27 protein-coding genes are annotated in these 26136 nt (G+C 71.1%); 11 read left to right on the top strand and 16 right to left on the bottom strand.

The annotated features are described in order from the left end of the window. The first annotated feature begins 139 nt into the window (after positions 1 to 139). Together AB0C19_RS14210 and AB0C19_RS14205 are read left to right on the top strand one after the other, a co-directional pair. A complete protein-coding gene (locus tag AB0C19_RS14210; RefSeq protein ID WP_357184392.1) occupies positions 140 to 505 on the top strand; it encodes a type II toxin-antitoxin system RelE/ParE family toxin in 366 nt (121 codons plus the stop codon). Next, positions 502 to 819 carry a helix-turn-helix transcriptional regulator gene (locus tag AB0C19_RS14205; RefSeq protein WP_357184389.1) on the top strand — a complete coding sequence of 106 codons (318 nt, stop codon included), beginning with the start codon at positions 502 to 504 and terminating at the stop codon, positions 817 to 819. Before AB0C19_RS14210 ends, AB0C19_RS14205 begins: the two co-directional genes overlap by 4 nt. Before the next feature lie 108 nt (positions 820 to 927). Here the strand turns inward: AB0C19_RS14205 and AB0C19_RS14200 are convergent, their stop codons facing one another. Then, the gene (locus AB0C19_RS14200) at positions 928 to 1716 is read right to left on the bottom strand and encodes an aldo/keto reductase (protein ID WP_357184386.1); all 789 of its coding nucleotides are present in this window, start codon (positions 1714 to 1716) and stop codon (positions 928 to 930) included. A gap of 94 nt (positions 1717 to 1810) precedes the next feature. Here AB0C19_RS14200 and AB0C19_RS14195 point away from each other — a divergent pair, with 94 nt between their 5' ends. Next, a complete protein-coding gene (locus AB0C19_RS14195) occupies positions 1811 to 2860 on the top strand; it encodes a DNA polymerase ligase N-terminal domain-containing protein (protein WP_357184383.1) in 1050 nt (349 codons plus the stop codon). 14 nt (positions 2861 to 2874) lie between these two features. Further along, positions 2875 to 4065, top strand: a complete 1191-nt coding sequence (locus tag AB0C19_RS14190) for a threonine synthase (protein ID WP_357184380.1) — start codon at positions 2875 to 2877, stop codon at positions 4063 to 4065. A 51-nt stretch (positions 4066 to 4116) separates the two neighbouring features. Here the strand turns inward: AB0C19_RS14190 and AB0C19_RS14185 are convergent, their stop codons facing one another. The 4 genes from AB0C19_RS14185 to AB0C19_RS14170 form a co-directional block, all read right to left on the bottom strand. Further along, a complete protein-coding gene (locus AB0C19_RS14185) occupies positions 4117 to 5487 on the bottom strand; it encodes a pectate lyase (RefSeq protein WP_357184377.1) in 1371 nt (456 codons plus the stop codon). Between the two features lie 255 nt (positions 5488 to 5742). Then, on the bottom strand, positions 5743 to 7542 hold the full coding sequence (locus AB0C19_RS14180; RefSeq protein ID WP_357184374.1) for a glycoside hydrolase family 15 protein: 1800 nt from the start codon (positions 7540 to 7542) through the stop codon (positions 5743 to 5745). Between the two features lie 42 nt (positions 7543 to 7584). Beyond that, complete coding sequence (locus tag AB0C19_RS14175) at positions 7585 to 7977, bottom strand: cupin domain-containing protein (protein ID WP_091397116.1); 393 nt, start codon at positions 7975 to 7977, stop codon at positions 7585 to 7587. Positions 7978 to 8219: 242 nt separating this feature from the next. Continuing rightward, positions 8220 to 9098: a sulfotransferase domain-containing protein gene (locus AB0C19_RS14170; protein ID WP_357184370.1), complete on the bottom strand. Its 879-nt coding sequence runs from the start codon at positions 9096 to 9098 to the stop codon at positions 8220 to 8222. A gap of 91 nt (positions 9099 to 9189) precedes the next feature. Between AB0C19_RS14170 and AB0C19_RS14165 the strand changes: the two genes are divergently transcribed. Then, positions 9190 to 10257 carry a beta family protein gene (locus AB0C19_RS14165; RefSeq protein WP_357184367.1) on the top strand — a complete coding sequence of 356 codons (1068 nt, stop codon included), beginning with the start codon at positions 9190 to 9192 and terminating at the stop codon, positions 10255 to 10257. 8 nt (positions 10258 to 10265) lie between these two features. On the opposite strand, the gene AB0C19_RS14160 is transcribed toward AB0C19_RS14165, so the two are convergent. Together AB0C19_RS14160 and AB0C19_RS14155 are read right to left on the bottom strand one after the other, a co-directional pair. Then, entirely contained in the window at positions 10266 to 10547 is a 282-nt protein-coding gene (locus AB0C19_RS14160; protein WP_179782354.1) for an adhesin, read from the bottom strand. A gap of 195 nt (positions 10548 to 10742) precedes the next feature. Further along, on the bottom strand, positions 10743 to 11816 hold the full coding sequence (locus AB0C19_RS14155; protein ID WP_357184363.1) for an NAD(P)-binding domain-containing protein: 1074 nt from the start codon (positions 11814 to 11816) through the stop codon (positions 10743 to 10745). Between the two features lie 109 nt (positions 11817 to 11925). Between AB0C19_RS14155 and AB0C19_RS14150 the strand changes: the two genes are divergently transcribed. Continuing rightward, positions 11926 to 12642 (top strand): aquaporin, encoded by a 717-nt coding sequence (locus AB0C19_RS14150; RefSeq protein ID WP_238683433.1) that lies wholly within the window; start codon positions 11926 to 11928, stop codon positions 12640 to 12642. A 66-nt stretch (positions 12643 to 12708) separates the two neighbouring features. Beyond that, complete coding sequence (gene dacB, locus AB0C19_RS14145; protein ID WP_357184359.1) at positions 12709 to 14292, top strand: D-alanyl-D-alanine carboxypeptidase/D-alanyl-D-alanine-endopeptidase; 1584 nt, start codon at positions 12709 to 12711, stop codon at positions 14290 to 14292. A gap of 45 nt (positions 14293 to 14337) precedes the next feature. On the opposite strand, the gene AB0C19_RS14140 is transcribed toward dacB, so the two are convergent. The 3 genes from AB0C19_RS14140 to AB0C19_RS14130 form a co-directional block, all read right to left on the bottom strand. Further along, a complete protein-coding gene (locus AB0C19_RS14140) occupies positions 14338 to 14667 on the bottom strand; it encodes a hypothetical protein (protein ID WP_357184356.1) in 330 nt (109 codons plus the stop codon). 117 nt (positions 14668 to 14784) lie between these two features. After that, complete coding sequence (locus tag AB0C19_RS14135; protein ID WP_357184353.1) at positions 14785 to 15717, bottom strand: hypothetical protein; 933 nt, start codon at positions 15715 to 15717, stop codon at positions 14785 to 14787. 198 nt (positions 15718 to 15915) lie between these two features. After that, positions 15916 to 16509: a pentapeptide repeat-containing protein gene (locus AB0C19_RS14130; RefSeq protein WP_112582257.1), complete on the bottom strand. Its 594-nt coding sequence runs from the start codon at positions 16507 to 16509 to the stop codon at positions 15916 to 15918. A 96-nt stretch (positions 16510 to 16605) separates the two neighbouring features. On the opposite strand from AB0C19_RS14130, the gene AB0C19_RS14125 reads away from it, so the two are divergent. Continuing rightward, a complete protein-coding gene (locus AB0C19_RS14125; protein ID WP_357184350.1) occupies positions 16606 to 17838 on the top strand; it encodes a serine hydrolase domain-containing protein in 1233 nt (410 codons plus the stop codon). A 132-nt stretch (positions 17839 to 17970) separates the two neighbouring features. On the opposite strand, the gene AB0C19_RS14120 is transcribed toward AB0C19_RS14125, so the two are convergent. Further along, positions 17971 to 18435 carry a PPOX class F420-dependent oxidoreductase gene (locus AB0C19_RS14120; RefSeq protein WP_357184347.1) on the bottom strand — a complete coding sequence of 155 codons (465 nt, stop codon included), beginning with the start codon at positions 18433 to 18435 and terminating at the stop codon, positions 17971 to 17973. Positions 18436 to 18477: 42 nt separating this feature from the next. After that, positions 18478 to 19116 carry a hypothetical protein gene (locus AB0C19_RS14115; protein WP_357184344.1) on the bottom strand — a complete coding sequence of 213 codons (639 nt, stop codon included), beginning with the start codon at positions 19114 to 19116 and terminating at the stop codon, positions 18478 to 18480. Between the two features lie 305 nt (positions 19117 to 19421). Here AB0C19_RS14115 and AB0C19_RS14110 point away from each other — a divergent pair, with 305 nt between their 5' ends. After that, complete coding sequence (locus AB0C19_RS14110) at positions 19422 to 20201, top strand: D-Ala-D-Ala carboxypeptidase family metallohydrolase (protein WP_357184341.1); 780 nt, start codon at positions 19422 to 19424, stop codon at positions 20199 to 20201. A gap of 102 nt (positions 20202 to 20303) precedes the next feature. Here the strand turns inward: AB0C19_RS14110 and AB0C19_RS14105 are convergent, their stop codons facing one another. From AB0C19_RS14105 to AB0C19_RS14090, 4 genes are all read right to left on the bottom strand, one after another. Continuing rightward, complete coding sequence (locus tag AB0C19_RS14105; RefSeq protein WP_357184338.1) at positions 20304 to 20657, bottom strand: hypothetical protein; 354 nt, start codon at positions 20655 to 20657, stop codon at positions 20304 to 20306. 145 nt (positions 20658 to 20802) lie between these two features. Beyond that, on the bottom strand, positions 20803 to 22227 hold the full coding sequence (locus tag AB0C19_RS14100; protein ID WP_357184335.1) for a DUF234 domain-containing protein: 1425 nt from the start codon (positions 22225 to 22227) through the stop codon (positions 20803 to 20805). 98 nt (positions 22228 to 22325) lie between these two features. Then, a complete protein-coding gene (locus AB0C19_RS14095; protein WP_357184705.1) occupies positions 22326 to 23075 on the bottom strand; it encodes a response regulator transcription factor in 750 nt (249 codons plus the stop codon). After that, entirely contained in the window at positions 23054 to 24313 is a 1260-nt protein-coding gene (locus AB0C19_RS14090; protein WP_357184332.1) for a histidine kinase, read from the bottom strand. Before AB0C19_RS14090 ends, AB0C19_RS14095 begins: the two co-directional genes overlap by 22 nt. Positions 24314 to 24445: 132 nt before the next feature. Between AB0C19_RS14090 and AB0C19_RS14085 the strand changes: the two genes are divergently transcribed. Together AB0C19_RS14085 and AB0C19_RS14080 are read left to right on the top strand one after the other, a co-directional pair. After that, the gene (locus AB0C19_RS14085; protein WP_357184329.1) at positions 24446 to 25342 is read left to right on the top strand and encodes an ATP-binding cassette domain-containing protein; all 897 of its coding nucleotides are present in this window, start codon (positions 24446 to 24448) and stop codon (positions 25340 to 25342) included. Then, a complete protein-coding gene (locus tag AB0C19_RS14080; RefSeq protein WP_357184326.1) occupies positions 25339 to 26136 on the top strand; it encodes an ABC transporter permease in 798 nt (265 codons plus the stop codon). The genes AB0C19_RS14085 and AB0C19_RS14080 overlap by 4 nt, the downstream gene beginning before the upstream one ends.

Below are 26136 nucleotides of genomic sequence, written 5' to 3'. Positions count from 1 at the left end.
TCATGTTGCTGACTGAAGGAAATCGCCGACTCAGACCTCGCCGAGCGCGTCGATGTCGCGCATCTCCTCGGCCGTCACGCTGCGCGGCTACCTGTGCAGCCGCACACCCCCGGGGTATAGCAGACGCTATACTTCACGAATGGCTACGGACGAGTGGGAGATCTACCTCGTCAGCGAAGTGCAGGAGTGGATCGACAGCCTCGATCCACTCACCCACGCCCGCGTCGTGCAAGCCATCGACCTGCTCGCCGAAGCTGGCCCAGGGCTCGGCCGGCCGCTGGTCGACACGATCCACGGCTCGTCGGTCGCCAACCTCAAAGAGCTGCGCCCCGGCACCGTACGCATACTCTTCGCCTTCGACCCGTGGCGTTCCAGCATCCTGCTCGTCGCCGGAGACAAGGCCGGACAATGGCAGCAGTGGTACGCGGAAGCGATCCCCCTGGCCGAGCAACGCTACGAGATCTATCTGAAGGAACGCGCCGTGGAGGAGGGCCGACAGCCATGAGCAGCTACGCACGCTGGGGCGACATCCGCGCCGCTCACGTCGAGCGCGCCGGCGGCGAACAGGCCGTCGAGACGGGCAAGCAGGAACTACTCGCCAGCGTGGTCGGACACCGTCTTGCCGAGGTACGCCGCGCCCGTGGCCTAACCCAGCAGCAGGTCGCCGACCGCATGAGCGTCACCAAGGGCCGCGTCTCCCAAATCGAACAGGGCAAGATCTCCGGTCAAGACATCGTCGCCCGCTACGCCGCCGCCCTCGGCGGGCGCCTCCACCAAGCCATCTACTTCGACGACGGCGACATCGCCGCCATCGCCTAACCACCCCACCTGGCCAAAACCAGCCATCGACCGAATCGCGAACGGTGCCGTGCCCGAGCAGCCCCTGCTCGGGCACGGCACCGGCCTGATGTGAACGAAGCCGCCGGTTCAGACGTCGCCGAGCGCGTCGATGTCGCGCATCTCCTCGGCCGTGAGCGAGAAGTGGAAGACGTCGAAGTTGGCGCTGATCCGCTCCGGGGTCACCGACTTCGGGATCGCCACGATCTCGTGGTCGATGTGCCACCGCAGCACCACCTGCGCCGGCGAGACCCCGTGCGCGGCGGCGATCCTGGTCAGCACCGGGTCGCTGAGGTCGCTGGTCTTGAACGGGCTGTAACCCTCCAGCACCACGCCCCGGTCCCGGTGCTCGGCGTGCCGCTGCCGGTCGTACAGCGCCGGACTCCACTCGATCTGGTTGACCGCCGGGTTCTCCTCGGTCGACTGGATCAGTTCGTCGATCTGCCCGGTGCTGTAGTTGCTGACCCCCACCGCCCGAACGAGGTTCTCGTCCCGGGCCGCCAGCAGCTCACGCCAGAGCGGGATGCTGTCCGACGGTGACGACGGCGGCCAGTGGATCAACCAGAGGTCCACCTGGTCGACGCCGAGCGCCTCCAGGCTGGCCTCCAACGTCGCGCGCTCCTGGCCCACCCGGTTCGGCGGGAGCTTGGTGGTGATGAAGATGTCCTCCCGGCGCAGCCCGCTCTCCTGCACGGCCCGGCCGACCTCGCGCTCGTTGCCGTACACGGTGGCGGTGTCGACGTGCCGGTAGCCGGTGTCGAGCGCGGCCAGCACCGCGTCGTAACCGGCCTGGCCGGTGGCCTGCCAGGTACCGAAGCCGAGCAGGGGCATCCGGACGTCGCCCGGGAGCAGGGCGGTGGGCTGGTCGGTGAGGTCCATGAGGTCCGTTCTACCCCGCCGAGCCCTCCGCCGCCGAGCGAACCGGACACTCCGGCATCCAGCGCAGGGGTCCGGTGTGCCGCAGAATGCCTGTGTGACCGACCGGCTGGAGGAGTACCGGCGACGACGGGACGCGGCCCGTACGCCGGAGCCGGTGCCGGCGCGGACCCCCACGACACCCGGGGCCGACGGCGACACCGCGCGCTTCGTCATCCAGCAGCACCACGCCCGGAGCCTGCACTGGGACCTGCGCCTGGAGCACCAGGGGGTGCTGGCGTCCTGGGCGGTGCCGCGCGGCCTGCCCCGCGATCCGGGTCGCAACCACCTCGCCGTGCACACCGAAGATCACCCGATGGAATACCTCGACTTCGCCGGCGAGATTCCCGCGGGTGAGTACGGCGGCGGCCGGATGCTGATCCACGACCGGGGCACCTACCGGTGTGAGAAGTGGCGCGACGACGAGGTGATCGTGACCCTCTCCGGTGACCGGACCGCCGGCCGGTACGTCCTCTTCGCCACCTCAGGACGGGACTGGATGGTCCGACGCACCGACCCCGCGCCGCCGGGTTGGACGCCGATGCCGGATCTGGTCCGACCGATGCACACCACTCCCGCCGCCGGGCTCCCCCGCGACAGCGCCGACTGGGGGTACGAGCTGCGCTGGGACGGCGTGCGGGCGATGGCGTACGTCTCCGGCGGGCGGCTGCGGCTGCTCTCCGAGACCGACGAGGAGATCACCGGTGGGTATCAGTGGCTGCGCGCGATGGCCGAGGCGCTCGCGCCCACCGAGGCGGTGCTCGACGGTGTGCTGGTCCGCATCGATGGTGCCGGGCGGGTCCGCCCGGTCCGGCCGGCGACCGGCAGCCGGGTTCCGGCCGGCGTCCAGTACCTGATCGTCGACCTGCTCTGGTTGGAGGGCGTGAGCAGCGTCGACGTGCCGTACGCGCAACGCCGGGAGCTGCTCGACGGGCTGGTCTTGTCCGGTACGCACTGGCAGACTCCGCCGTGGTTCCCGGGCGCGGGCGACGAGGCCCTGCGTGCCGGGCGGGAACAGGGCCTGCCGGGCGTAATCGCCAAGCGACTGGACTCGGTCTACCAGCCGGGGCGGCGCAGCCGGCACTGGCTGAGCATCGACGCTGTGTGACGGCGAGGAGCGACGTGTACCTGACTCACCTGGACTGCCCGCGCTGCGGCAAGGAGTACGCCGCCGACCGGTTACAGAATCTCTGCGAGTGCGGATCGCCCTTGCTGGCCCGCTACGACCTGCCGGCCGTGGCGAAGGCGGTCACCCCGGAACGCTTTCCGCTGCGCCCGGCCGACCTGTGGCGATACCGGGAGCTGCTGCCGGTCGCCGACCCTCGGCACGTCACCACGCTGGGTGAGGGGTGGACGCCGCTGTTGCGGGCTCCGGCGTACGGCACCGAGATCGGTATCGCGGATCTGATGATCAAGGACGAGGGGCTGATCCCGACCGGCTCGTTCAAGGCCCGGGGCGCGGCGGTCGGGGTGAGTCGGGCCCGCGAGCTGGGCGTCGAGCGGATCGCGATGCCCACCAACGGCAACGCCGGGTCGGCCTGGGCCACGTATGCCGCGCGGGCCGGAATGGGCGCGACAATCGTCATGCCGCTGGAGGCGCCGAGCATCTGCCGGCGCGAGTGCGTCGCCGCCGGTGCCGACCTGCGCCTGATCGACGGGCTGATCGGCGACGCCGGCCGGCGGGTGGCCGAGCTGATAGCGGAGTCGAACGGGGCGATCTTCGACGCCGGCACGCTGCGCGAGCCCTACCGGCTGGAGGGCAAGAAGACGATGGGGTACGAGATCGTCGAGCAGCTCGGCTGGCAGACACCCGACGTGATCATCTATCCGACCGGCGGCGGGGTCGGCCTGATCGGCATCCACAAGGCGCTGCACGAGCTGCGCGAGCTCGGCTGGATCGGCGACAAGCTGCCCCGGCTGGTGGCGGTGCAGTCCACCGGCTGCGCGCCGATCGTGCGGGCCTTCGCCGCCGGAGAGGATCGGGCGCAGCCGTGGGCGGACGCGCACACAGTGGCGTTCGGCATCACGGTGCCGGCCCCGCTGGGCGACGAGCTGATCCTGGCGGCGCTGCGGGAGTCCTCCGGCACGGCGGTCGCCGTCGACGACGCGGACATCCTGGGCGATCTGCGGGACTTCGCCGCCCGGGAGGGGCTGCTGCTCTGCCCGGAGGGGGCGGCCTGCCTCACGGCGGCCCGGCAACTGCGCGCGGGCGGGTGGATTCGGGCCGGCGAACGGGTGGTGGTGCTCAACACCGGCGCCGGGCTGAAGTATCCGGACACCGTCGACGTCTCCGGCGTACCAGTGATGGGGTGACGTGACGGCGCCCCGCGGACCGGGCGGTCCGCGGGGCGCTGTCGTGCCGCTCTACTGGTAGGTGATGTCGGAGGGCGAGTAGAGGCAGTTGACGCCGTCGGCACCCTCGCCGATCTCGGTCGGCTCGCTGCCCTTGGGCACGCCCTTGTACTTCACGCAGATCGAGGTCTCCCGGTCCGGGTCGCCGACGATGGTGATCCGGCTGAACCGGGCGGTGTCGCCCCAGTTGGTGTTGATGCCGGCGATCGCGTCGGTGTTCCGGACGATCACGTTGTCGATCACCACGTGCCGCTGGTACGACGTGGAGCAGTTGCCGCAGGCGCGGTAGAGCTTGCCGGCGTTCTCCACCCGGAAGTTCTTGATGTAGACGGTGCCCGAGCCGTTGTGCTGGAAGACCTTGTCGCTGGCGGAGCGGGCCCCGCCGCCGTCGACTGTGTACGTGGTGCCGCCGCGGAAGGTCGCCGCGTCCTCGCCGACGTCCTCCCACCAGACGTTGATCAGGGTGCAGTTGCCCTCGCAGTGCACGCCGTCGCCGGCCGGAGCACCGATGATCACGTTGCGCAAAGTGGCACCTGCGGCCAGCTCGAACATCGGGTCCTGGCTCTCGCTCTGCCCGCCGTCACCGATGCCGTAGTAGCGCTTGAGCCCTCCGTCGAACGAGCCGGAGACCGGGATCGTGGCGTCCACCTTCTGGCTGCCGGTGGGCGTCGGCCAACCAGCCGGCGGAGGTGTGGTGGTCGGTGGCGGCGTGGTGGTGGGTGGCGGAGTGGTCGTCGGTGGCGGTGTGGTCGGGGTGCCACCGCCGGACGAGTCGACCGACACGTCGTCGAAGCCGCCACTGGCGTACGCGGTGACCAGGCCGATCCGGCCGGCGCCGGCCAGGCTGTTGCTGCCGGACGCGATCTGGGTGCCGTTGACGAAGCCGCGGATGGTGCTGCCGCTGGTCTCGATGCGCAGGTTGTACCAGGTGCCGGTGCCGATGCCCAGCGCGGCGGAGCCGATCGCCGTGACGGAGCTGCCGTTGACCGCCTGGAGTTCGGCCCGGCCGGAGCCGAGCAGGGCCAGCCGGTACATCTTGGTGCTGCTGGTGGAGCGGGCGGCGAGCCCGACCAGGGCGCTGGACGAGCCGAAGCTCGTCGGCCTGACCCGGGCCTGCACTGAGTAGTTGGTCCAGCTCGTCTGGCCGGCGAACTGCCGGGCCAGCTCGCTGCCGGCGTTGGACTGGTTGAGCACGCCCGAGCCGTCGACGGCCCAGGTGCCGCCGGACTTGGACCAGCCGGAGGTGTCGCCGTCGGTGAAGTCGTCGCTGAAGACGGTGGCCGCGAAGGCCGAGGTCATGCCGGCGGCGAGGGCCGCCGCGGTCACCCCGGCCCCGACCGCCAGCAGGAGTGGTCGGCGGCCGGAGAGTCGTCTTTTCTGCACAGGTGTCCTCCTTGACGCATGTGGTGGTGATCCCTCGGTCGCCGTACCGAGACGTGTTCGCACGGCGTGCTGCGCTGAACGGGATCGGTGTGCGCCCCCGTCGGACGCCCGGATCCGAGGCGGGGTGAGGCGGGATCAAAGCCCTGGGGAAAGGGCTTTCCCGATGCCTCGAGGCTAGGACTGTCCAACCATCAGCGTCAATGCCTGGCGTTTGCAGGTCTGTTGCAGGATTCCGGCCGGGGCGGAACCGACAGCTCAGTAGCTCTCCGGCTCGGTGATCCGCCAGGCTGCGTTGATCAGCCCAATGTGCGAGAGCGCCTGCGGCGTGTTGCCCAACTGCATGCCGGTGGTGAGGTCGATCTGCTCGCTGAACAGCCCCACGTCGTTGGAGTACCCGACGACCCGCTCGAAGAGCGCCTCGGCGCGCTGCGGCTCACCCGTCATCACCAGGCACTCCACCAGCCAGAACGAGCACAGCAGGAATCCGGCCGGGTCGGTCGTCCAACGCCGCAGCAGGCCGTCCTCGGTGCCCAGCTCACGCTCGACCATCGCGATCGTCGAGCGCATCCGCGGGTCGGTGGCCGGCAGGAAGTGCGTTACCGGCAGCGCGAGCACCGAGGCGTCCAGCTCCGCCGAGCCGAACGCCCCGGTGAACGCCCCGATCCGTTCGTTCCACCCCTCGCGCAACACCGTGTCGCGGATCTCGTCGCGTACCCGCGCCCAGCGACCGGGGTCGGCCCGATCACCGAGCCGGTCGGCGAGCCCCACCGCCCGGTCCATCGTCAACCAGCAGGACACCTTGGACGAGACGTAGTGGCGCTCCTCGTCGCGGGTCTCCCAGATACCCCGGTCCGGCAGGTGCCACGTCGCGGCCACCTGCTCGGTCAGCCCGAGCACCATCTCCCGCAGCTCGTCCTCGAACCGCGCGCCCAGGTAGTCGCGCAGCCGCCACACCGCCGACATCACCTCACCCGGCACGTCGAGCTGCCGCTGCCGCCAGGCGTCGTTGCCGACCCGCACCGGTCGACTGTCGCGGTAGCCGCGCAGGTGGTTGCAGTGGTGCTCGGAGAGATCGCGCTCCCCCTCCAACCCGAAGAGCACCGGCACTGGCTCATCGCCGAACCGGCCGATCGAGCGGGTCGCCCAGGCGAACAGTCGGGACGTCTCGTCGGGGCAGGCCGCCACCCAGAGGGCCCGCATGGTCAACGAGAAGTCCCGCAACCAGGAGTAGCGGTAGTCGTAGTTCCGGTCGCCACCGATCTGCTCCGGCAACGAGGAGGTCAACGCGGCGGCGACCGCGCCACTGCGGGCGTACGTGAGGCCGGTCAGGACCGTCGAGCTGTGTTTGACGAGTTCGGGGTAGCGGCCGGAGTACCCGTGCGTCTCCCGGAACGCCTGCCACGCCGCCGTCGTCTCGGCGAGGGTGGTCAGCGGGTCCACCCGGGCCGGCGGGTCGCCGTACGCCTCGCCGAACGCGAGGTCCATCCCGATGACCTGACCGGCGGAGACCTCGAACTCGTGGGTCACCCGGTCGGCGCCGGCCCGCAGGTGCAGACCCCCGGCGCGCAAAATCAGCACCACCGGGCCGGCGCCGGCCAGCACCCCGCCGTCCGGTTGCTCGTGCAGGTACGGCGTGAGCAGGCCGTACTCCGGGCGAGGCGCGAAGTCCAACGCCATCCGTACCCGCCCGGAGAGTCCCTTGACCACCCGGATCAGCACGGCGGGTGAGTTCTTGCCCAGCTCGTGGGCGCGGGCGCCGACCTCGGCGGCCAGCGCGTCGGTGACCGCCACGCTGCCGTGCGGGGTGTGGTGCACCGTCCGCAGCACCAACGTGTCCGGCAGGTACGCGCGCTCCACCCGGTGACCCGGGCCGCCGACCCCGACCGGTGCCAGCCGGAAGTGGCCGGCTCCCGGGTCGAGCAACCGCGCGAACACTGACGACCCGTCGAACCGGTGCGGGCACCACCAGTCGATCGAGCCGTCCTTGCCGACCAGGGCGCCCGAACGAGAGTCCGAGAGGAACCCGTAGTCGGAAATCGGCGGCTGCTGCTCCACCCGCCGGGGGTACCCGCATCGGCCCGAATCAGGCCGGACGCATCACTCGGTCGGTGGCTCGTCCTCGCCCGCCGCCTCGGCCGCGTCGGCCTCTTCCTTGGTCTTGTGCACGGCCTTGTCGGCGTGCTCCGGCGGCCCGTAGACCGTGTACAGCACCAGCGGGTTGGGACCGGTGTTGACGAAGTTGTGCTTGGTGCCCGCCGGCACCACTACCAGGTCGCCCGCGACGACCTTCCGCTTCGCGCCGGCGACCCGCGCCTCGCCGACGCCGCTCACGAAGGTGAGGATCTGGTCGATGTCCTCGTGCACCTCCTCGCCGATCTCCCCGTCGGCGGGGATGGTCATGATGACCAGCTGGGTGTGCTCACCGGTCCACAGCACGCGCCGGAAATCCGGGCTCTTCTCGGCGACAGTCGCGATAGTGAAATGCTCCATGTCCACGCTCATACCCCGTCCGGCGGCGCGCCACGCCGGGACCCGCGAATGGTGGAATTCCCCACGCTGGGCGGGTTTGGATACGCGCGGACCGGGGATCGAGAAGCGGACCGGCGCGAACGGCCGGTCGAGCCAGGTCCCCGCCGACGTACCGCCGAACGGCTGCGGTGGTGGGAGACGGCCAGAGCGCGGCGACGTTCCGATCGCGGAGCGGCGCCGCGCGCTCTTGTGTGCCTGGGGGCCTAGCGGTGCAGCCAGGTGAGCAGGTCGGGCGGGGCCAGCGCGGTGACCCGTTGTTGGTAGCGAGCGAGGCCGGCCTCGTCCAGCAGGTCACGTCCCTGGCCTGAGGCGCCTCGGCGGAAGAACGCCTGCCGGTCACGCAGCACGCCGAGCGTGTCCGGCGCGAGCCGGTCGGCGCGCTCCCGCATGCGACCGAAGGTGGCCGCCTCCACCAACCCCGGCCCCGGGCTCGGGAGTTCCCACCTGCCGGCGAGCCGGCGCATCTCACCGCCCAGATCGGCCAGCAGGTCGTCGTAGTGCACCAGCTCGACGTTCGGCTCGTGCCGGCGGGCCCACGCGTCACTCAGGTGCATCAGCACCCCGGGCAGCGAATCCAACTCGGTGTGCGGGTCCACCTCCCGGTCGACCCAGCTCAGCAACCACTCCCGTACTCCAGGCCGTTCTCCGGGTGGCCCGGCCGGGGCGGGTTGGCCGGTCAGCTCGGCGATGCGCGCCCGGTCCAGGTTGGCGCCCTGGTGGTAGAGGGAGACCGCCATGTCCAGCGGGTGCCGGGCCACCACCACGTAGTGCGCACGAGGGTCGAGCGGCACCCCGTCCAGCGGGGTGTGCGTCTTGATGAACCGCCGGTGTGGCTGGGCGGCCAGCCGGTCGTACACAGTGGCCTGCGGCTCGCCCAACCAGTCCAGCCACGGCGACAGCACTGTCAGCGGGGCCGGCAACTCCGGGGTACGAAGCACCAGGAGCGCACAGATCATCTGCATCCAGGTGGTGCCACTCTTGGACCGGGTGCTGATCACGATGTCGCCGTCGCGGAACGGGAAACCGGTCCACCGCCCGCTGTCCTCTTCGTCGGATTGGTAACGGTAAATCGGCGTGGGCATCGGTGGATGGTAGTCGCCGAACCGACAGTCGAGCAGCCGAATTCCGGCTTACATTCCTGGGGCATGTCCGGATGCCTGGCTAGATTGAAGTATGGTGCCCGCCCACGGGGGCCGGGCGGCGGCACCGGTCTACCGCCCCATCCTCGCCAACCGACGAGGCGAGCTTGAGGCCCTGAGCCACCTCGATCCCGCGTACACCGCACTGGTCGCCCCGATCCTGGAGATCGGCGCGATCGGTCGGTCCACGATGGACGACGTTCGCCGGTTGCCGTCCGGGCTGCTGGCCGCCATCGACGTCAGCGCACTGCCCGACATCCCCGAGGCGGAGCTGACCCGTTGGGGCGTACCGGTGGTGCCGGTGATCGGGCTCTCCGAGAGCGACCACCGGCTGGTAGCGCACGGCGCGGCGGCGCGGGCGTACGGCCGGCGCGCGCTAATCCGGCTGCGGGCCGGCCGGGACCGGGCCGGGCCGGACGCGAGCACCACAGCTGTGGAACGGATCTGGCGGTTCACCGGCCTCGCCCCGGAGGAGTGCGACCTGCTGGTGGACGCGGGGGACGTCTGCTGCCCGGCGGACGTGCGGACCGCCGAGCCTCGGGTACGCCACCTGCTGGACTGGGCACGTCGACACGCCTGGCGGTCGGTGACGGTGGCGGCAGGCGGTATGCCGCCGACGCTGTCCCGGTTGCCCACCGACGAGCCGGTCCAGTTGGACCGTTGGGACTGGCAACTGTGGCGACGACTTGCCGACGCCGGGGTCGACTACGGCGACTACGGCGTCCACCCGGCCGGGCCGGGCACCGGTGACAGTGGCGACCGGTTGCCGACAGTGCGATACACCGACGACGGCAGCTGGTGGGTCTACCGCTGGGCGCGACGCGGCGGCCGGGGCGACGACCGGTTCGCCGACCTGTGTCGCACGCTGGTGTCGGCACCACACTGGCCGACCAGCGGAGCGGCCTTCTCCTGGGGTGACCATGAGCTGCTGCGCCGGGCCCGCCGGGGCGCCGGGGCCGGCTCGACCGCCAACTGGGCGGCGTGGAGCACCTCGCACCACCTGGCCCACGTGCTCGGCACGCTGTTGCACCCGGCCGGCGACGGCGCGCCGCGGTGGCACCCCGGGCAGGGTCCACCGCAGCGGGGACGATCGCTGCGCTGAGGTCGGGTCTACTGCTTCTCGGTGAAGCCGAACTGGATGATGCCCTCGTCGTCGACCGTGGCGTCCACCGACGCGTCGCCGAGCAGCTCGGCGGCGTCCTCGTCCAGGAAGATCCGGGCGCCCTGGTTGTCGACCACCCGATCGCCCTGTGCCGGCTCGGGCACGAGCTCGACGGTGAGCGAGCCCGCCTCGGTGTCGGCGGCGATACGCACACCGCCGTCCTGGGCGACGTCCTGTTGATTGGCGAGGTCACGGATGACGAGCACGGCGTTATCGGTCATGGTGAGCATTGATGGAACTCCTCGTGGATTCTCGGGCTCGCGGTCGGATACCGCGCGGACCGGACAGTCGGCCCGCGTACGAGCGCACACGTGGGAGGCGACAGAGGGGCGAACGGTCGTCGCCGTCGCATCGAATCGGGGCAGCTGACGGCCCCGTCACTCCCACCGTGCCCGCTGGCTGACCATCCGTCAAATAGAGCCAGGTCAGTGGAGAACGGCGGCCGGCGCCAGCCAGGCGCGAATCTCGTTGACCGCCGCTCGGCCGGCCCGGTTGGCACCGATCGTGCTGGCCGAGGGGCCGTACCCGACCAGGTGAACCCGCGCGTCGGCGACCACCCGGGTGCCGTCCATCGTGATACCGCCACCGGGCGCGCGCAGCCCCAGCGGGGCGAGATGGTCGATGGCCGCCCGGAAGCCGGTGCACCACAGGATCACGTCGGCTGGCTCGAACCTCCCGTCCGTCCAGGCCACCCCGTCGGGCGTGATCCGGTCGAACATGGGTAGCCGGTCGAGGACGCCACGCTCGCGCAGTCGGCGCACCTCCGGGGTGACCGGCAGCCCGGTCACGCCCACCACACTGCCCGGCGGTCGGCCGGCCCGTACCGCCTGGTCCACCCGGGCTACGGCGGCGCGACCGAGCTCCTGGCCGAACTCCTCGTCGTTGAACGCCGGCGGCCGGCGGGTCACCCAGGTGGTGCCCGCCGCGACGGTGGAGACCTCGCCGAGCAGTTGCACGGCCGAGGTGCCGCCACCGACCACCACCACGCGCAGGCCGGTGAAATCGGCGGGCCCCCGGTAGTCGGCGGTGTGCAGCTGGCGTCCTCGGAACGTCGACCGGCCCGGGTAGTGCGGCCAGAACGGTCGCGTCCAGGTGCCGGTGGCGTTGATCAGGGCTCGGGCGGTCCAGGTACCCCGGCCGGTGTGCACGTCCAGTCGTCCGTCCGGGCGGGAGTGCACCCCCCGGACCCGCACCGGCCGCCGCACCGGCAGGTCGAAGGCCCTCTCGTACGCGGCGAAGTAGGCGCTGACCTGCTCGGAGGCCGGGCGATGCGGCTCGGTGGGCGGGAGCGGCAGCCCGGGCAGGTCGTGGAAGCCGTGCACCCGGTCGAAGACCAGCGTCGGCCAGCGGTGCTGCCAGGCGCCGCCGGGCCCGTTGTCGGCGTCGAGGATGACAAAGCCGCTGCCGGGCGCGAAGCCGGTGCGGTGCAGGTGATAGCCGGCGCTCAGGCCGGCCTGCCCGGCGCCGATCACCACGATGTCCGCGGAGTGGGTGTCCACGTGGGCTACAACGCGCCGGACGTCACCGCTGTGCCCGTCCTCGACCGTCGCGCCGATCACAGACGGCCATTCCGGCTTCGGCCACCTGACCTGCACCTACGCTGAGTGAATGAGCGACTTCCGTCGGTACGCGGCCGAGTTCCTCGGCACCCTGCTGCTGGTGTTCTTCGGGGTGGGCAGCGCGGTCGCCGCACGGGTCCAGGGCGGCGTGGTGGTGGTGGCGCTGGCCTTCGGATTCGTGATGGTGGCCCTCGTCTACACGATCGGCCCACTCTCCGGTAGCCACGTCAACCCGGCGGTGACGCTCGGTGTGCTGCTCTCCGGCAAGATCTCGGTGCTCGGGGCGGTGGCGTACTGGATCGCACAGTTCGTCGGCGCGACCGTCGCGGGCTTCGTGCTCTGGGCGCTGACCCGATGGGGTGACGTGGCGGACCAGACCGGGGCCCTGGGCACGAACGGTTACGGCGCGCACATCAACCGGGGCGGCGCGGCGGTGCTGGAGGTCGTGCTGACCTTCCTCTTCGTGTTGGTCGTGCTGGTGGTGACGAGCCGGAGCGAGAATCCGGGCACCGCCGGGCTGGCCATCGGGTTGGCCCTGGCCGTGACCCAACTGGTGGGCGTGACGCTGACCGGCGCTGCGGTCAACCCGGCCCGCGCGTTCGGCCCGGCGGTGTTCGAGGGCGGCGTCGCGCTACGGCAGCTCTGGGTGTTCATCGTCTTCCCGCTGCTCGGTGGGGCGCTCGCCGCGCTGGTCGCACCGCTGGTGATGGGGGCGCAGCGGCACTACTGGGGTGGCCACGAGAAGACGGTCGGCGGGCCGAAGTAGCCCAGACGGCAATATCTTTCGCTTGAGGGCCTTCTCCGGCGAATATCTCCGTGACAGCATCAGCGGATGCATCGCCGTCACTTTCCCCGGGCCCTCGCGCTGCTCGCGCTGGTAGCCACAGCGGCCACCGCCGCCGCGCCCGGCGCCACGGCCGAATCGCCCACCCCCGCGACGACCCAGCTGCGTGCCACCATCGACACGATCCTCGCCGACACCCGGTTGGCTGGCGCGCAGGCGTCGGTGGTGGTGGTCGACACCAGCACGGGACAGACGCTCTACGACCGCAACGGTGACCGCCGGCTGGTTCCGGCGTCCAACACCAAGCTGCTGACCTCGACGGCCGCCCTTGAGCTGCTCGGCCCGGGTCACCGGTTCAGCACCGACGTACGGGCCAGCGGCAAACGCCGTGCGGGCCTGCTCTCCGGCAACCTCTACCTGCGTGGCGGGGGCGACCCGACGATGCTCGCCGCCGACTACGACGCGCTCGCCGCCCAGGTCGCCGCCGACGGCGTGCGGGTGGTTACCGGAAACCTGGTCGCCGACGACACCCGCTACGACCGAACCCGCCTCGGCCCCGACTGGACCTGGGACGACGAGCCCTACTACTACGCCGCGCAGGTCTCCGCGCTGACCATCGCCCCGGACACCGACTACGACGCGGGCACGGTGATCGTGCACGCCGCACCGGCGGGCCGGGCCGGCGCCCCGCCGGTGGTCACCACCACCCCCGCCACCGGGTACGTCCGCGTCGACAACCGCGCCCAGACGGTCAGCGACGGCGAGACCTCGATCTCGATCGAGCGCGAGCACGGCGGCAACACCGTAGTGGTGACCGGTCAGATCGCCGTCGGCGACGAGCCCGCGAGCGACTGGGTCACCGTCTGGGAACCCACCGGCTACGCGGCCGACGTGTTCCGGGCGGCGCTGCACCGACACGGCGTCCGGGTGCTCGGCCGGACCGTGCTCGGCCAGCCCACCCCGGAGACGGCCGACCCGGTGGCGCGCCACGACTCGATGAGTCTGGGCGAGTTGATGACGCCATTCTTGAAGCTGTCCAACAACGGGCACGCCGAGGTGTTGACCAAGGAGATCGGTCGCGTGCTCTCCGGCTCGGGCACCTGGACGGCCGGGCTCACCGCGATCAGCGAGTACGTCGCCGACACCGGAATGGACACCGGGAGACTGCGCCAGCGTGACGGCTCAGGATTGTCCCGGCGCAACCTGGTCCCGGCGGCGGAATTCGTCGACCTGCTGAGCGCCGTCCGCGCCGAACCGTGGTTCGCGACCTGGTACGCGGCGCTGCCGATCGCCGGTCAGCCCGAACGGTTCGTCGGCGGCACCCTGCGCAGCCGGATGGCCGACACGCCGGCCGCGGGCAACGTGCACGCCAAGACCGGCAGCCTTACCGGTGTCTCCGGGCTCTCCGGCTACGTCACCAGCGCAGATGGTCGACTGCTGGCGTTCTCCATCCTGTTGAACAACTACCTCACGGCGTCAGTGAAGTCGCTCGAGGACCAGATCGCCGTGGCGCTGGCCGGCTTCCGCGAGGGTGGTGCGTCGACGGCACGGGTCGCCCCGCCGGCGGTGCCGGAGACACCGCGCACCCCGGAGGGCGTCGAGTGTTCCTGGGTCAAACCGATCACCTGCTGAGCGACGGCCGGGAGGCGCGATCACGCCTCCCGGCCCGGCGAACGCTCAGGCCGGACGGTCCGGTGGGGGGACCACCGCCGTCGGGTCACCACGTTCGATGAGCGCGGCGATCTCAGCGGCCCGCAGCCCGCGCAGCGCCAGCACCCGGGTGCCCCAGCGGTGCAGGCGGCACGGGTGCGGGCTGGCATCGTTACGGCACACCACACCCCCGGACCACAGCCGGGGGGCGTGCACCACCACCGCCCGTACGGCGAACTGGGTGTCCTCGCCCGTCACGTACGGCGGCAGGGGGATGTCGCGAAGAACCTCCCCGGGCGTTTCACCGGTGCCGGACGAAGCGGCACGACGGTCGCGGTGGACGGTGCTGCTACTCATCTCCGCTGCCTCCACACTGGATGGTCGGATGGGGACAGCAGAAAGTTACGACGCATTCGACAGTCTGCGACGGACAAACTGTCCCGCTGTCCGGACGCACAGCGATCAGTCAGTCAGTCAACGCACCGTCACGGCCTGGAGGCCGACGTTGCCGCAGTGCGGCGTGAAGACCTTCTCGACGGTCCAGTTCAGCAGCAGCCGGGCACCCTTCGGCACCGTGAAGCGGATGGTGAACTGGGCGCTCTGACTGGTGTAGGGGTCTTCCAGTCGGGCGATGCTGGCGGGCCCGCCGGTGGACAGCCGCGCTTCCAGTCGCCCCCGAGCCATCCAGATGCCACCGTAGAGCTGGACCGTGCGCGGCTCACCACTGCCGGCGACGGCGAGGCTGAACCCGTTCCCGGCACCGCAGGCGTAGACGCCGTTGGAACTGCCGTTCGTCGACCGCTCCGGCGTGCCGTCGGCCCAGCGCACGTACTCCTGGTTGCCGTCCCAACCGACCCGCCGGCCTGGACCACCCCCGTCGATGATCTCGCCGGAGCCGGAACGCTTGCGGTTCATCGACCTGCCGCCGCGCTCCCCCCAGTGCACCCAGTCACGGGCGCCAACGGCGGTGAGGTCGACGATGGCCGGCATCTCGCCGCGGCTCACTGTCAACGCCGGCGAACCGGGCTTCGGCGGCGGCGGGGCGGGCGTGCTGGCCGACGGCGTCGGGTCCGGCGAGGGTGGGCGCTGGCGCGGACGCAGACCGGGCGTCGCCGGCCCCGCCTCGCCGGTGCGCCCGTCGGCGGCCGGAACACCGGAGGGACGGGCGGGCACGCCGCCCGGACCCGCCTGGTCGTCGTCCGGCGCCGGACCGGACCGGGTGGCGAGATACGAGATCAACACCACAAGGCAGACGAGGACGGCGGCTCCTTCGACCGCCCAGCGCCGCCGCTGTCGGGCACGGCGCAACACGCTGCGGGTCTTCCCGGCGGTAATGGCACGCGGACGGTGCTTCGGCGGCGCGTCGCCAGCCCTCGAACCAGCCCGCGTGCGGTCTTCGTCCGCCACCGACCCCTCCAACTCCGCCGCCCGGCCGTTTTGGACCGCCGAGGACCACACCATCCACTGTGGGCAGTTTCACGTTTACCCGGGCGTGGACGACACGCTAGATCCGGACTGCCGGACGTGTCCAGCCCACAATGGGACGCTGTCGGACAACCCGGCCGCCCGGACGGGCAGTTGGGCAGACCACCAGCCCCTTTCGGGTCAGCCGATCCGGAAGCCGAGCAGTTGTGCGACGACCACTGCCTGCTCGACGTCGATCACGGCACCGGCCCGTTCGACGACCGTCGGGTCCAGCGCTGTGAGATCGCTGCCCCGCAGGTCGGCGCCACCGAGCCGGACGTTTGTGAGCTGCGCCCCGGAAAGATCGACACCGGTGACCGTAGCACCGGTGAGGTTGGCCCTGGTGAGGTCCACCTCGCGCATGCGCACCCCGGTCAGCCGGACGCCACGCAGGTCGGCACCGGGTAACGCGACGAAGGACCAGTCACCGCCGTCCACCGTCAACGGACGCAGATCGCACTCGCTGAAGGTGCTGCCGACCAGCTTGCAGCCGGTGAACTCGGCCTCGAAGAAGTTGCACCGCCGAAAGACGCAACGGGTGAAGGCGGAGTCGACATGCCGGGAGGCGTTGAACGCCACGTTGCCGAACGTGCATCCGGTGAAGACCGCGCCTCTGCTCACCGCCTCGGTCAGGTCCACCCCGAAGAACTCACAACCCACGAAGTGCCGGTCGGTCAGCTCCTCGCCGTACCAGTCCTCGTTGCGGAAGGTCACGTCCTCGGTCAACTCCGGCATCCGGCCAGGCTAGTGGGCACCGCCGACAGCCGACGGCCGGCGGGCCGACGCCGGCCCCCTTCCGGTGTCGGTGTACCGGCGAGTACGTTCGGCGGCGTGAGTGTGGCTCGGAGCAAGGACCCGGATCAGATCGGTTTCGACAGGGCGCGGCTGGCGCGGATCGACGAGCACTTCGGCCGGTACGTCGACGACGGCCGGCTGGCCGGCTGGCAGGTGGTGGTCACCCGTCGCGGCGAGGTGGCGCACTCCTCGACGTACGGGCTGCGCGACCGGGAGTCGGGCGCACCTGTCGAGGCCGACACCCTGTGGCGGATCTACTCGATGACCAAGCCGGTCACCTCGGTCGCGGCGATGATGCTGTGGGAGGAGGGCTGGTTCGAGCTGACCGACGAGATCAGCCGCTGGCTGCCCGAGTTCGCCGACCTGCGGGTCTACTCCAAGGGGTCGGCGCTCAAGCCGTACACGGTGCCGGCGGTCGAGCCGATCCGGGTCTGGCACCTGCTCACCCACACGGCCGGCCTGACGTACGGCTTCATGCAGACCTCGGTGGTCGACGGGCTCTACCGGGCCGCCGGCTACGACCTGTACCCGCCGGCGGACGTCGACCTGGCCGGCGCCTGCGCGGCCTTCGGCGAGCTGCCGCTGCTGTTTCAGCCCGGCTCGGCGTGGGGCTACTCCGTTGCCACCGACGTGCTGGGCCGACTCGTCGAGGTGATCTCCGGGCAGAGCCTCGACGCGTTCTTCGCCGACCGGATCTTCGGCCCACTGGGCATGACCGACACCCGCTGGTGGGTGGAGGGCGACGAGGCCGACCGGCTGGCCGCGCTCTACGTACCGGAACCGCGCAGCGGCCGGGCCGTCCGCTACGACAGCCTCGGGGCCCTCGCGTTCAGCAAGCCGGCGCTGCTCTCCGGCGGTGGCGGCCTGATCTCCAGCGCCGCCGACTACCACCGGTTCACCCAGTTGCTGCTGCGCGGCGGCGAGCTCGACGGCGTCCGGCTGCTCGGGCCGCGCACTGTGCGGTTCATGACCCGCAACCACCTGCCCGGCGGTCAGGACCTGGGCACCCTGTCCACCGGCGGCTTCGCCGAGACCACCCTGGACGGGATCGGCTTCGGCCTCGGCTTCGCGGTGGTCGACGACCCGATCCCCAGCCGGGTGCCCAGCAGCGTCGGCGAGTACTACTGGGGCGGGGTGGCCAGCACCGCGTTCTGGGTCGACCCGGCCGAGGAGATCACCGCGCTGCTGTTCACGCAGCTGATGCCGTCGAGCACCTACCCGCTCCGCTCCCAACTACGCCAGCTCGTCTACGCCGCCCTGGTCGACTGACCCCGCCGGAGGCGCTGACGGACCCCACCCCAGCCCTGTCGATCTTGCACATTGTGTTGTCTAGATGACCCTGATGAGTCGTTTGTCGGGACAGAAACTGCAAGATCGACGGAATGCCCGGCGAAGGAACGGTCAGTCGGCGAGGCGGGCCGGGAAGCCACCGGTGGCGATCGGACCCCAGGCGTCGATGGTCACCCTGATCAGCGACTTGCCCTGACGCTCCATCGCCGCCCGGTAGTCGTCCCAGTCCGGGTGCTCACCGGAGATGCTGCGGAAGTATTCGACCAACGGCTCCAGTGCCTCGGGCAGGTCGAGCACCTCGGCGGTGCCGTCGATCTGCACCCAGGGGCCGTTCCAGTCGTCGCTGAGCACGCAGGCCGAGACCCTGGGGTCGCGGCGGAGGTTGCTCACCTTGGCCCGCTCGGGGTAGGTGGAGATGACCAGCCGCCCCTGCCCGTCGACCCCGGCGGAGACCGGCGAGGACTGCGGTCGCCCATCGGCCCGGGTGGTCATCAGCACGACGCGGTGTCGCGGCCGGAGGAAGTCGAGCAGGCCATCCCGGTCGACCCGGGTGTTCCTTGCGATGCTGCGTGCCATTCCCCGTTCCTACCAGGGTGCGGGCGCAACGGCGGCGGCGGGTCAGCGGGGTCGGGCCGCGTCGCGGTGCACCGCCTGGGTGGGCACCCGGGGACGGCCGGACGGACGCCAGGCCCGACCGTTGGCGTAGATCACCCGAAAACCGAGGTACGACGCGAGGGGCGCCCAGTGGGCGGAGCCCATCCGCAGCTCGGCGGCATTGTGTCGCTGGCCGTTGGCGAGCACGTCGAGGAGCACTGTTTCGAAGGCCGCCGATTCGACCCAGTCGACCTCCCGGGTGAACCCGCAGATCAGAGCGGCTCCGGTGACCTCCAGGAACTCGCGCAGCACCGCGTCCGAGGCGCGCAGCACCGAGCAGCTACCGAAATAGAGTCGCCGCCCCTCCGCGCGGCCGGCCATCAGCTCGGCCACCTCGTTCAACTCCACCGACTGCCAGTCGGTGAGGCAGAGCCGGCTCGGCTCACCGTGCATGGCGAAGAAGCCGACCCGGTGGTCGGCGTACTGCTTGAGCAGCCAACGGTCCAGGAAGTAGAACAACTCGTCACGGGTGGCCGCGTCCTTGTGGATGAACCGGATCTTGCCCAGCCGCTCCAGCAACTCCAGCGTGGGCAGCACCGAGCCCCGCTCGTTGAGGTCACGGTGCCACTGACCCTCGACACAGAAGACGCCACCGCGTGCCACGCGCACCTCCGCCAGTCCGCAGCCCCGGGGCTGACGTTACCGGCAGCCATCACCCCGGGAACATCACCCTCCGTGTGGCAGATTGCGACGTTCGGTGCCCTTTTCCGCAGGAGGGGCGATCGGCCGGAAATGGCTGTTTCGCAAATCAGCCTAATTCCCAGCCAATACCCAGGTACAGCGGATTGTGAGCACGATTCTCGTTAACCACCTCCAACGGCACTGATCAGTGCGAGGGTGGAAATCACGGGACTTCTCGGTCGATGTCCCGAAGCCACCCCATTCGCTCTCCTATCGGGAGGACTTCTGTGCGCGTAAACACCTTGAAGCGGGTCGCCGTCGCATTCGCCCTGGCACTGCCCGGGGCCGCAATCGCCACGGTGATCGCCGCACCGGCGGCGTACGCGGACGGCTGTTACACCTGGAACCGCACCCTGAGCCAGGGGCGCTCCGGCGACGACGTCCGCCAGTTGCAGATCCGGGTCGCCGGGTGGGCCGGCTACCGGGACATCGTGGAGAACGACGGCCGCTACGGGCCGAAGACCGCCGCCGCGGTCAAGCGGTTCCAGCAGGCGTACGGGCTGCGCGCCGACGGCATCGCCGGCCCACAGACCTTCGCGAAGCTGTACCAACTCCAGGACAACGACTGCACACCCGCGCACTTCACCTATGGCGAGTTGGACAACGGGTGCGGCGGAAGCGGGTGGAGCGGCGGCCCGCTGTCGGCCAACCAGACCAAGCAGAACGCGCTGCGCACCATGTGGAAGCTGGAGGCGCTGCGCAAGAGCCTCGGTGACAAGCCGCTCCACGTGTCGAGCGGTTTCCGCAATCGCGCCTGCAACAACCAGGTCGGCGGCGCGTCCGACAGCCAGCACCTGTACGGCAACGCGGCCGACGTGACCTCACGGACGTCCTCGCTGTGCCAGGTCGCCCGCGGCGCCCGCAACAACGGCTTCAGTGGAATCTACGGGCCGGGCTACCCCGACCACGACGACCACGTGCACGTCGACTCGCGTCGGGAGAACAACAGCGACGACAGCTCGAACACGACGAACTGGTCCGCCCCGGACTGCGGGGTCGGCAACTGAGCCCACCCGCTCAGAGCGACGTCGGCCCGACGCGGAGGGGGAATCTTCGCGCCGGGCCGACGTCGTGTCGCCCCGGGTCGGATGGGCGGAGGGGTAGCGCGCTCAGCTCGCCCGGGGCCAGCGCGGCGCGGTGACGGGGGGAGTCACCGGCCGGCCAGCAGCGGTGGGCCGTATCCCCTGGGGGACGACCCGCGCGGCCTGTTGCCGCGACGGCCCGGTCGCCGTGAACGGGAACGGCACGTGCACGAACGGATTGCCATGCCGGATCAACGCCTCGATCTGCCGCTCGTTGAGCCCGTGTGTCTCCAACACCCGACGCCCCCAGCGGTGCAGCCGGCACGGGTAGGAAGCGCCGTCGTTGCGGCACAGCGGCCCGGTGGGCCACTCCTCGGCTGTGTGCACTACCACCGCCCGGACCGCGAGCCGCACATCCTCCGGGGTCAATGGTGCCGGCATTGGCACCTCACCCAGTACCTGATCGATGGGATCCGTCGACTGCTCACCAACTCGCACGGCAGGCCTCCCGCAGTTCGGCAGCGGTACGGCGGACCTACCGCACCGACATCCTCGGCCATGGGTACGGCGGACACCGGACGAAAGTTCAATTCCGGTACGCGGTAAGCAGATCCTCCGCCGACAGCACCCGGATGCCGTCCACGGCGGTGCCACTGCGCGACACGGCAACGACTGGCACCGACTCGTCGGCGCCGGGCAGCAGAGAGCGGTGCAGGAGCAGCCGGCCCAGGTCATGCGCGTCAAAGGGTCGGCTCTCCTGCCACTTGACCGATCCCACGAAGCTGATCCTCTGAGCGACTGGCGCACGGTCGGCGCCGACGATATCGATCTCCGGGTCGTTGGTCCGGGTCCAGTAGCCGCCGATCGTCGCCGCCTCCGCCGGCAGATGGTCACCGGGCAGCCGGCGCAGCGCCTCCCGGACGACAGGTTCGATGGCCCGCCCCCGCCAGGACGTCCACGACCGGTCGATCCGGTCCAGGGTCAGGTCGCCACGCCCCCGCTCGATCTCGGAGAGGTGTGGCCCGAGAAACGACAACCAGAAGCGCAGGTACGGATCGGCCACCGCGTAGCGGGTCTCCCGCGACGGCTTGGTCGACAGCGGAACGGTGACCTCCACTGCCCGCTTCTGGGTCAGCAGGCGCAGGGCGCGGTTGAGGGACGCCTGCGGAAGATCCCCTGCCGCGCGGGAGATCAGCGAGAAGGTCCGCTCACCGGAGCCGATGGCACGCAGCACCAGACCCGCCTGGGACTGGGGCGGGAACTCCGCCGCCAGCGCCCGCTCGCCGCTCACCAGCAGGGCAGAGGTCGGATCCCGTACCGCGTCGGTCAGGTACTCGTGGACGGATGCACCGGTCGGCCACTCGTCGAGGATCAGCGGCAATCCGCCGGACACCAGGTAGGCGTCGAACGCGTCGGCGGCGGACAGGCCGAGCATGTCGCTGACGTCGGCCGGGCTCAGCGGCGGAATGACCATTTCCGTGGCTCGCTGGTGGAACGGCCGGCCGTAGTCGTTGAGCGCTTCCATCATGGCCAGGTCCGATCCGACGCAGATCAGCAGGACCGGCCGTCGGGACAACTCGCGATCGAAGACCTTCTGCAGCGTTCCCTCGAAGCCCGGGTCGCCAGCGATGAGGTACGGCATCTCGTCCAGGACGACGACGCTCGGCCGGTCGGACGGCAGCGCGGCGGCGAGCAGGGTCAGCGCGGCGTCCCAGGTCTGTGGTTGCTGCTCCCGAAGAATCTGCGCACCCGGCAGCGTCGAGGCGGCCGCCTCCTCCACGAAGAGGGCGAGCTCGGCTGCGACGGTCGGCTGCGCGGAGGCGGTGAAGAAGAGGTACGGCACCTCGGCCCGCTCCACGAACTCCTCGACCAGTCGGGACTTGCCTACCCGCCGGCGACCGCGCATGAGCAGGGCCCGCCCAGGCCGACCGGCACGGCCACCCCGTCGCACCCGAGAGAGCATGCTGCCCAGGAGATCGAGTTCACGGTCCCGCCCGACAAAGCCGTCCACGACCACTCCTGACACAACCAACGATGGAACAACCAAAAATGAGTGTAACCTCATCCATGTTGGTGTGCCCGATCATTCGGCGCGTGTGAAACCGCTCGTCAGACGAGGCCGGCGTCGTGCACGAGCAGCGCCACCTGGACCCGGTTGTTCAGCTCCAGTCGGGTCAGCAGCCGGGAGACGTACGCCTTCACCGTCGCCACGCTCATGAACAACTCCCCCGCGATCTCCGCGTTGGTGTGGCCCCGCCCCAGCGCGACAGCCACCTGCCGCTCCCGCTCGCTGAGCCCGGTGAGCAGCCGCAGCGCCCGTTCGCGGCGCGGGTCCGGGCCGACCGGGCCGGGGGCGGCGGCGGTCACGTGGGCGATCAACGTCCGGGTCACAGTCGGCGAGAGCGTCGCCTCACCCGCCGCCACCCGGCGTACGGCGCGCACGATCTCCGCCGGTGGGGTGTCCTTGAGCAGGAAACCGGCCGCCCCGGCGCGGAGCGCCCGCAGCACCTGTTCGTCGGCGTCGAAGGTGGTCAGCACCAGCACCTCCGGCGGATGCGGTTGGGCACGCAGCGCCTCGGTGGCGGTCAGCCCGTCGACCCGTGGCATCCGGATGTCCATCAGCACCACGTCCGGGGCGTACGCGGCGACGGCAGCCGGCACCTCGCCACCGTCGGCCGCCTCGCCGACCACGGCCAGGTCCGGCAGACCGCCGAGGATCATCGAGAGCCCGGCCCGGACCAAGGCGTCGTCGTCCACGATCAGCACGCGTACCGGCGGCGCGCCCACGCCGGCCGACCCGCCCGCGCCCGACGGCCCGGCTGCGCCGGCAGGGCTGGTCACGCCGGCCACGGCAGCCAGGCGGCCAGCCGGAAGTCACCGCTGTCGTCCCGACCGTAGGCGAGCCGCCCGCCGGCCAGGGTGACCCGTTCGCTGATGCCGACCAGGCCGGTGCCGGCACCCGGCAGTGTGCCGCCGGCCGGCGACCCGACCGGCCACCGGTTGCCGATCGCCACTGTCAGCCCGGCGCCCGGCCCGCCAGCCACGTCCACGGTGACGGCCGCGCCGGCAGCGTGCTTGCGGGCGTTGGTCAGCCCCTCCTGCACGATCCGGTACGCGGCCCGGCCCAGCGCCGCCGGCACCTCCCCCGGGCTGGCGACGCTGTCGCTGACGTTCACCCGCACCCCGGCCGACCGCGACTCGGCGATCAGGGAAGGCAGGTCGGCGAGGGTGGGCTGCGGCGGCTCCGGGGCGTCGCCGGCACCATCGTCCTCGGCCCGGAGCACACCGATCACCTCCCGCAGGTCCTGGAGGGCGGCGTGCGCGCTGCCCCGGATCACCCCGGCGGCCCGGGCCACCTCGTCGGCCGGTGCGTCCGGACGGAACTCCAGCGCACCCGCGTGCAGGCTGAGCAGCGAGATCCGGTGGGCCAGCACGTCGTGCATCTCCCGGGCGATCCGGGTGCGTTCGAGGTGGCGAGCCTGGGTGACCCGCAGTTGCTGCTCCGCCTCGGCCCGCTCGGCCCGCTCCCGCAACGACACGATCAACTGCCGGCGGGCCCGGACGAACATCCCCCAGGCCAGCACGGCGAAGCTGATCACCACACCCCAGGACGCGGTCTCCCAGTACGACATGTGCGGATCCGGACGCACCCAGCTGAAGACCAGGTTCGTGAGAAGGCCGGCACCGGTGACCGCGATCGCGACGGCCGTCCGTCGATGCACCACCACTGTGAAGTAGAAGATCAGCAGCGGAATGGCGGCGGCCAGCGCAAACAGGGTCAGCGGTGTCGTGGCCACCAACAGCCCGAGCGGCCACCGTCGGCGCAGCCAGAGCAGCCCGCAACAGACCAGACCCATCAACGCGTCAACGCCGGTCATCCAGTCGTACGGCAGTGGGATCGCCATCGCCGGATCCGGCGACAGGGCGTCCGCGGTGACGAACAGCACCCAGAGCAGGGAGACCAGGAAGGCCAGGGTGTCGACCGCCCAGTCACGGGTGGTGCGGCGCGGCCGCCGGGTCGCCGCGTCCGGGCTGACCGCGCCGGCCAGCGCCCCGGGCAGCAGCCAGGGGTGCTCCGGGACGGCGAGGCTGGTCACGGCCCCATGCTAGGCAGCCGACGGGCACCACGACCAGCTACCAAAGTCGAGATCCGATGATCGACCAAGGTCGACGGGGCACAGACCGGCGGCCGCAGCGGATGGCCGGGCGGCGCGGGCAGGCTCAACCGCATGATCACCGTGGAGAACCTCACCAAGCGATACGGGCCACACCCGGCCGTGGACGACGTGTCGTTCCAGTGCGAGCCGGGCACCGTCACCGGCTTCCTCGGCCCCAACGGCGCCGGCAAGTCGACCACCATGCGCATGATCTGCGGGCTGACCACGCCGACCGCCGGCCGCGCCACAGTCGCCGGGCACCCGTACCGGGAGCTGCCCAACCCGGGGCGGGAGGTCGGGGTGCTGCTGGACGCCTCCGCCCAGCACGCCGGGCGCACCGGCCGCGAGGCGTTGACGCTGTCCGCGTACACCATGGGGTTGGACCGGCGCGAGGTCGCCGCGAAGCTCGACCTGGTCGGTTTGAACGCGGTGGCCGCGAAGCGTCGGGTACGGGCGTACTCGTTGGGCATGCGCCAACGGCTCGGGCTGGCGCACGCGCTGCTCGGCGACCCCCGGGTGTTGATCCTCGACGAGCCGGCCAACGGCCTGGACCCGGAGGGGATCTTCTGGATGCGCGGCCTGCTGCGCGACTTCGCCGACCGGGGCGGCACCGTGCTGCTCTCCTCCCACCTGCTGCGCGAGGTGGAGGCGGTCGCGGACCGGCTGGTGGTTATCGGGGGTGGCCGGATCGTGGCCCAGGGCGACAAGAACGAGCTACTGGCCGGCGGTGGCACAGTGGTCCGGGCCCGCGACGGCGCGGCGCTGCGCCGGGCGCTGGAGGTGGCCAACCTGAGCGCCGCCGACAGCTCGGAGGGGCTGCTCGTGCAGGCCGACGCCGAGGCGGTCGGTCAGGCCGCCGCCGATGCCGGCGTCGCGCTGGCCGAGCTGCGCCCCGCCAGCGGCGGCGGCCTGGAACAGCTCTTCCTCACCCTGACCGCCGGCGAATCGACAAAGGAGGCCGTCCGATGACCACCACCACCGCGCCCGCCGCCGGCGCCCTCGCGCCCCGGCACCACACTCCGGTACGCCGACCGTCGCTGCTCCGGCTCAGCGCCGTGGAGGTGCGCAAGCTCGTCGACACCCGGGCCGGTCGCTGGCTGATGATCACCATCGGTCTGGTCACCGCCGCGATCGTCACCCTGCAACTGATCTACGCCGGGGACGCCGACCAGACCTTCCTCAACTTCTTCGTCCCCTCGCTGCTGCCGGTGTCGGTGCTGCTGCCGGTGCTGGGCATCCTGTCGATCACCAGTGAGTGGTCGCAGCGCACCGCCCTCACCACGTACGCCCTGGTGCCCCGCCGGGAGCGGGTGGTCGCCGCGAAGCTGATCGCCGTGTCGCTGACAGCGCTCGCCTCGGTGCTGGCCAGTCTCGCCGTCGCCGCCGTCGGCACGCTGGTGGCGTCCGCCACCGGCGGGGCTGGCACCTGGGAGTTCGACTGGTCGCTGGTCCTGAACGCGGGGATCCTCCAGGTCACCAGCGTCTTGATGGGCGCCGCCTTCGGTCTGCTGCTGCTCAACCCGCCGCTGGCGATCGTCGGCTACCTGCTGCTGCCCACCCTGTGGGGGGTGCTCGGCGAGATGGTCAAGCCGCTGCGCGGTCCGTCCGAATGGCTGGACACCAGCAAGACCATGGAACCGTTGTTCAGCAGCGACGCCATCACCGGCGAGCAGTGGGGGCGGGTAGCGGTCTCCCTGCTGGTCTGGATGGTCCTCCCGCTGGCCGCCGGCCTGTTCCGGACGCTGCGCCGCGAGGTGTCCTGA

The organism is Micromonospora sp. NPDC048842 (assembly GCF_040649935.1).
Lineage (GTDB): Bacteria > Actinomycetota > Actinomycetes > Mycobacteriales > Micromonosporaceae > Micromonospora > Micromonospora hortensis.
The sequence above is the reverse complement of the archived record's forward strand: the minus strand, read 5'-3'. Positions and strand labels throughout refer to the sequence as shown.

Excerpts from the sequence above, each read along its gene's own strand:
- AB0C19_RS14210 (WP_357184392.1), top strand. The coding sequence starts at position 140 with ATGGCTACGGACGAGTGGGAGATCTACCTCGTCAGCGAAGTGCAGGAG.
- AB0C19_RS14205 (WP_357184389.1), top strand. The coding sequence starts at position 502 with ATGAGCAGCTACGCACGCTGGGGCGACATCCGCGCCGCTCACGTCGAG.
- AB0C19_RS14200 (WP_357184386.1), bottom strand. The coding sequence starts at position 1,716 with ATGGACCTCACCGACCAGCCCACCGCCCTGCTCCCGGGCGACGTCCGG.
- AB0C19_RS14175 (WP_091397116.1), bottom strand. The coding sequence starts at position 7,977 with ATGGAGCATTTCACTATCGCGACTGTCGCCGAGAAGAGCCCGGATTTC.
- AB0C19_RS14170 (WP_357184370.1), bottom strand. The coding sequence starts at position 9,098 with ATGCCCACGCCGATTTACCGTTACCAATCCGACGAAGAGGACAGCGGG.
- AB0C19_RS14165 (WP_357184367.1), top strand. The coding sequence starts at position 9,190 with ATGGTGCCCGCCCACGGGGGCCGGGCGGCGGCACCGGTCTACCGCCCC.
- AB0C19_RS14160 (WP_179782354.1), bottom strand. The coding sequence starts at position 10,547 with ATGCTCACCATGACCGATAACGCCGTGCTCGTCATCCGTGACCTCGCC.
- AB0C19_RS14150 (WP_238683433.1), top strand. The coding sequence starts at position 11,926 with ATGAGCGACTTCCGTCGGTACGCGGCCGAGTTCCTCGGCACCCTGCTG.
- dacB (WP_357184359.1), top strand. The coding sequence starts at position 12,709 with ATGCATCGCCGTCACTTTCCCCGGGCCCTCGCGCTGCTCGCGCTGGTA.
- AB0C19_RS14140 (WP_357184356.1), bottom strand. The coding sequence starts at position 14,667 with ATGAGTAGCAGCACCGTCCACCGCGACCGTCGTGCCGCTTCGTCCGGC.
- AB0C19_RS14130 (WP_112582257.1), bottom strand. The coding sequence starts at position 16,509 with ATGCCGGAGTTGACCGAGGACGTGACCTTCCGCAACGAGGACTGGTAC.
- AB0C19_RS14120 (WP_357184347.1), bottom strand. The coding sequence starts at position 18,435 with ATGGCACGCAGCATCGCAAGGAACACCCGGGTCGACCGGGATGGCCTG.
- AB0C19_RS14105 (WP_357184338.1), bottom strand. The coding sequence starts at position 20,657 with ATGCCGGCACCATTGACCCCGGAGGATGTGCGGCTCGCGGTCCGGGCG.
- AB0C19_RS14085 (WP_357184329.1), top strand. The coding sequence starts at position 24,446 with ATGATCACCGTGGAGAACCTCACCAAGCGATACGGGCCACACCCGGCC.
- AB0C19_RS14080 (WP_357184326.1), top strand. The coding sequence starts at position 25,339 with ATGACCACCACCACCGCGCCCGCCGCCGGCGCCCTCGCGCCCCGGCAC.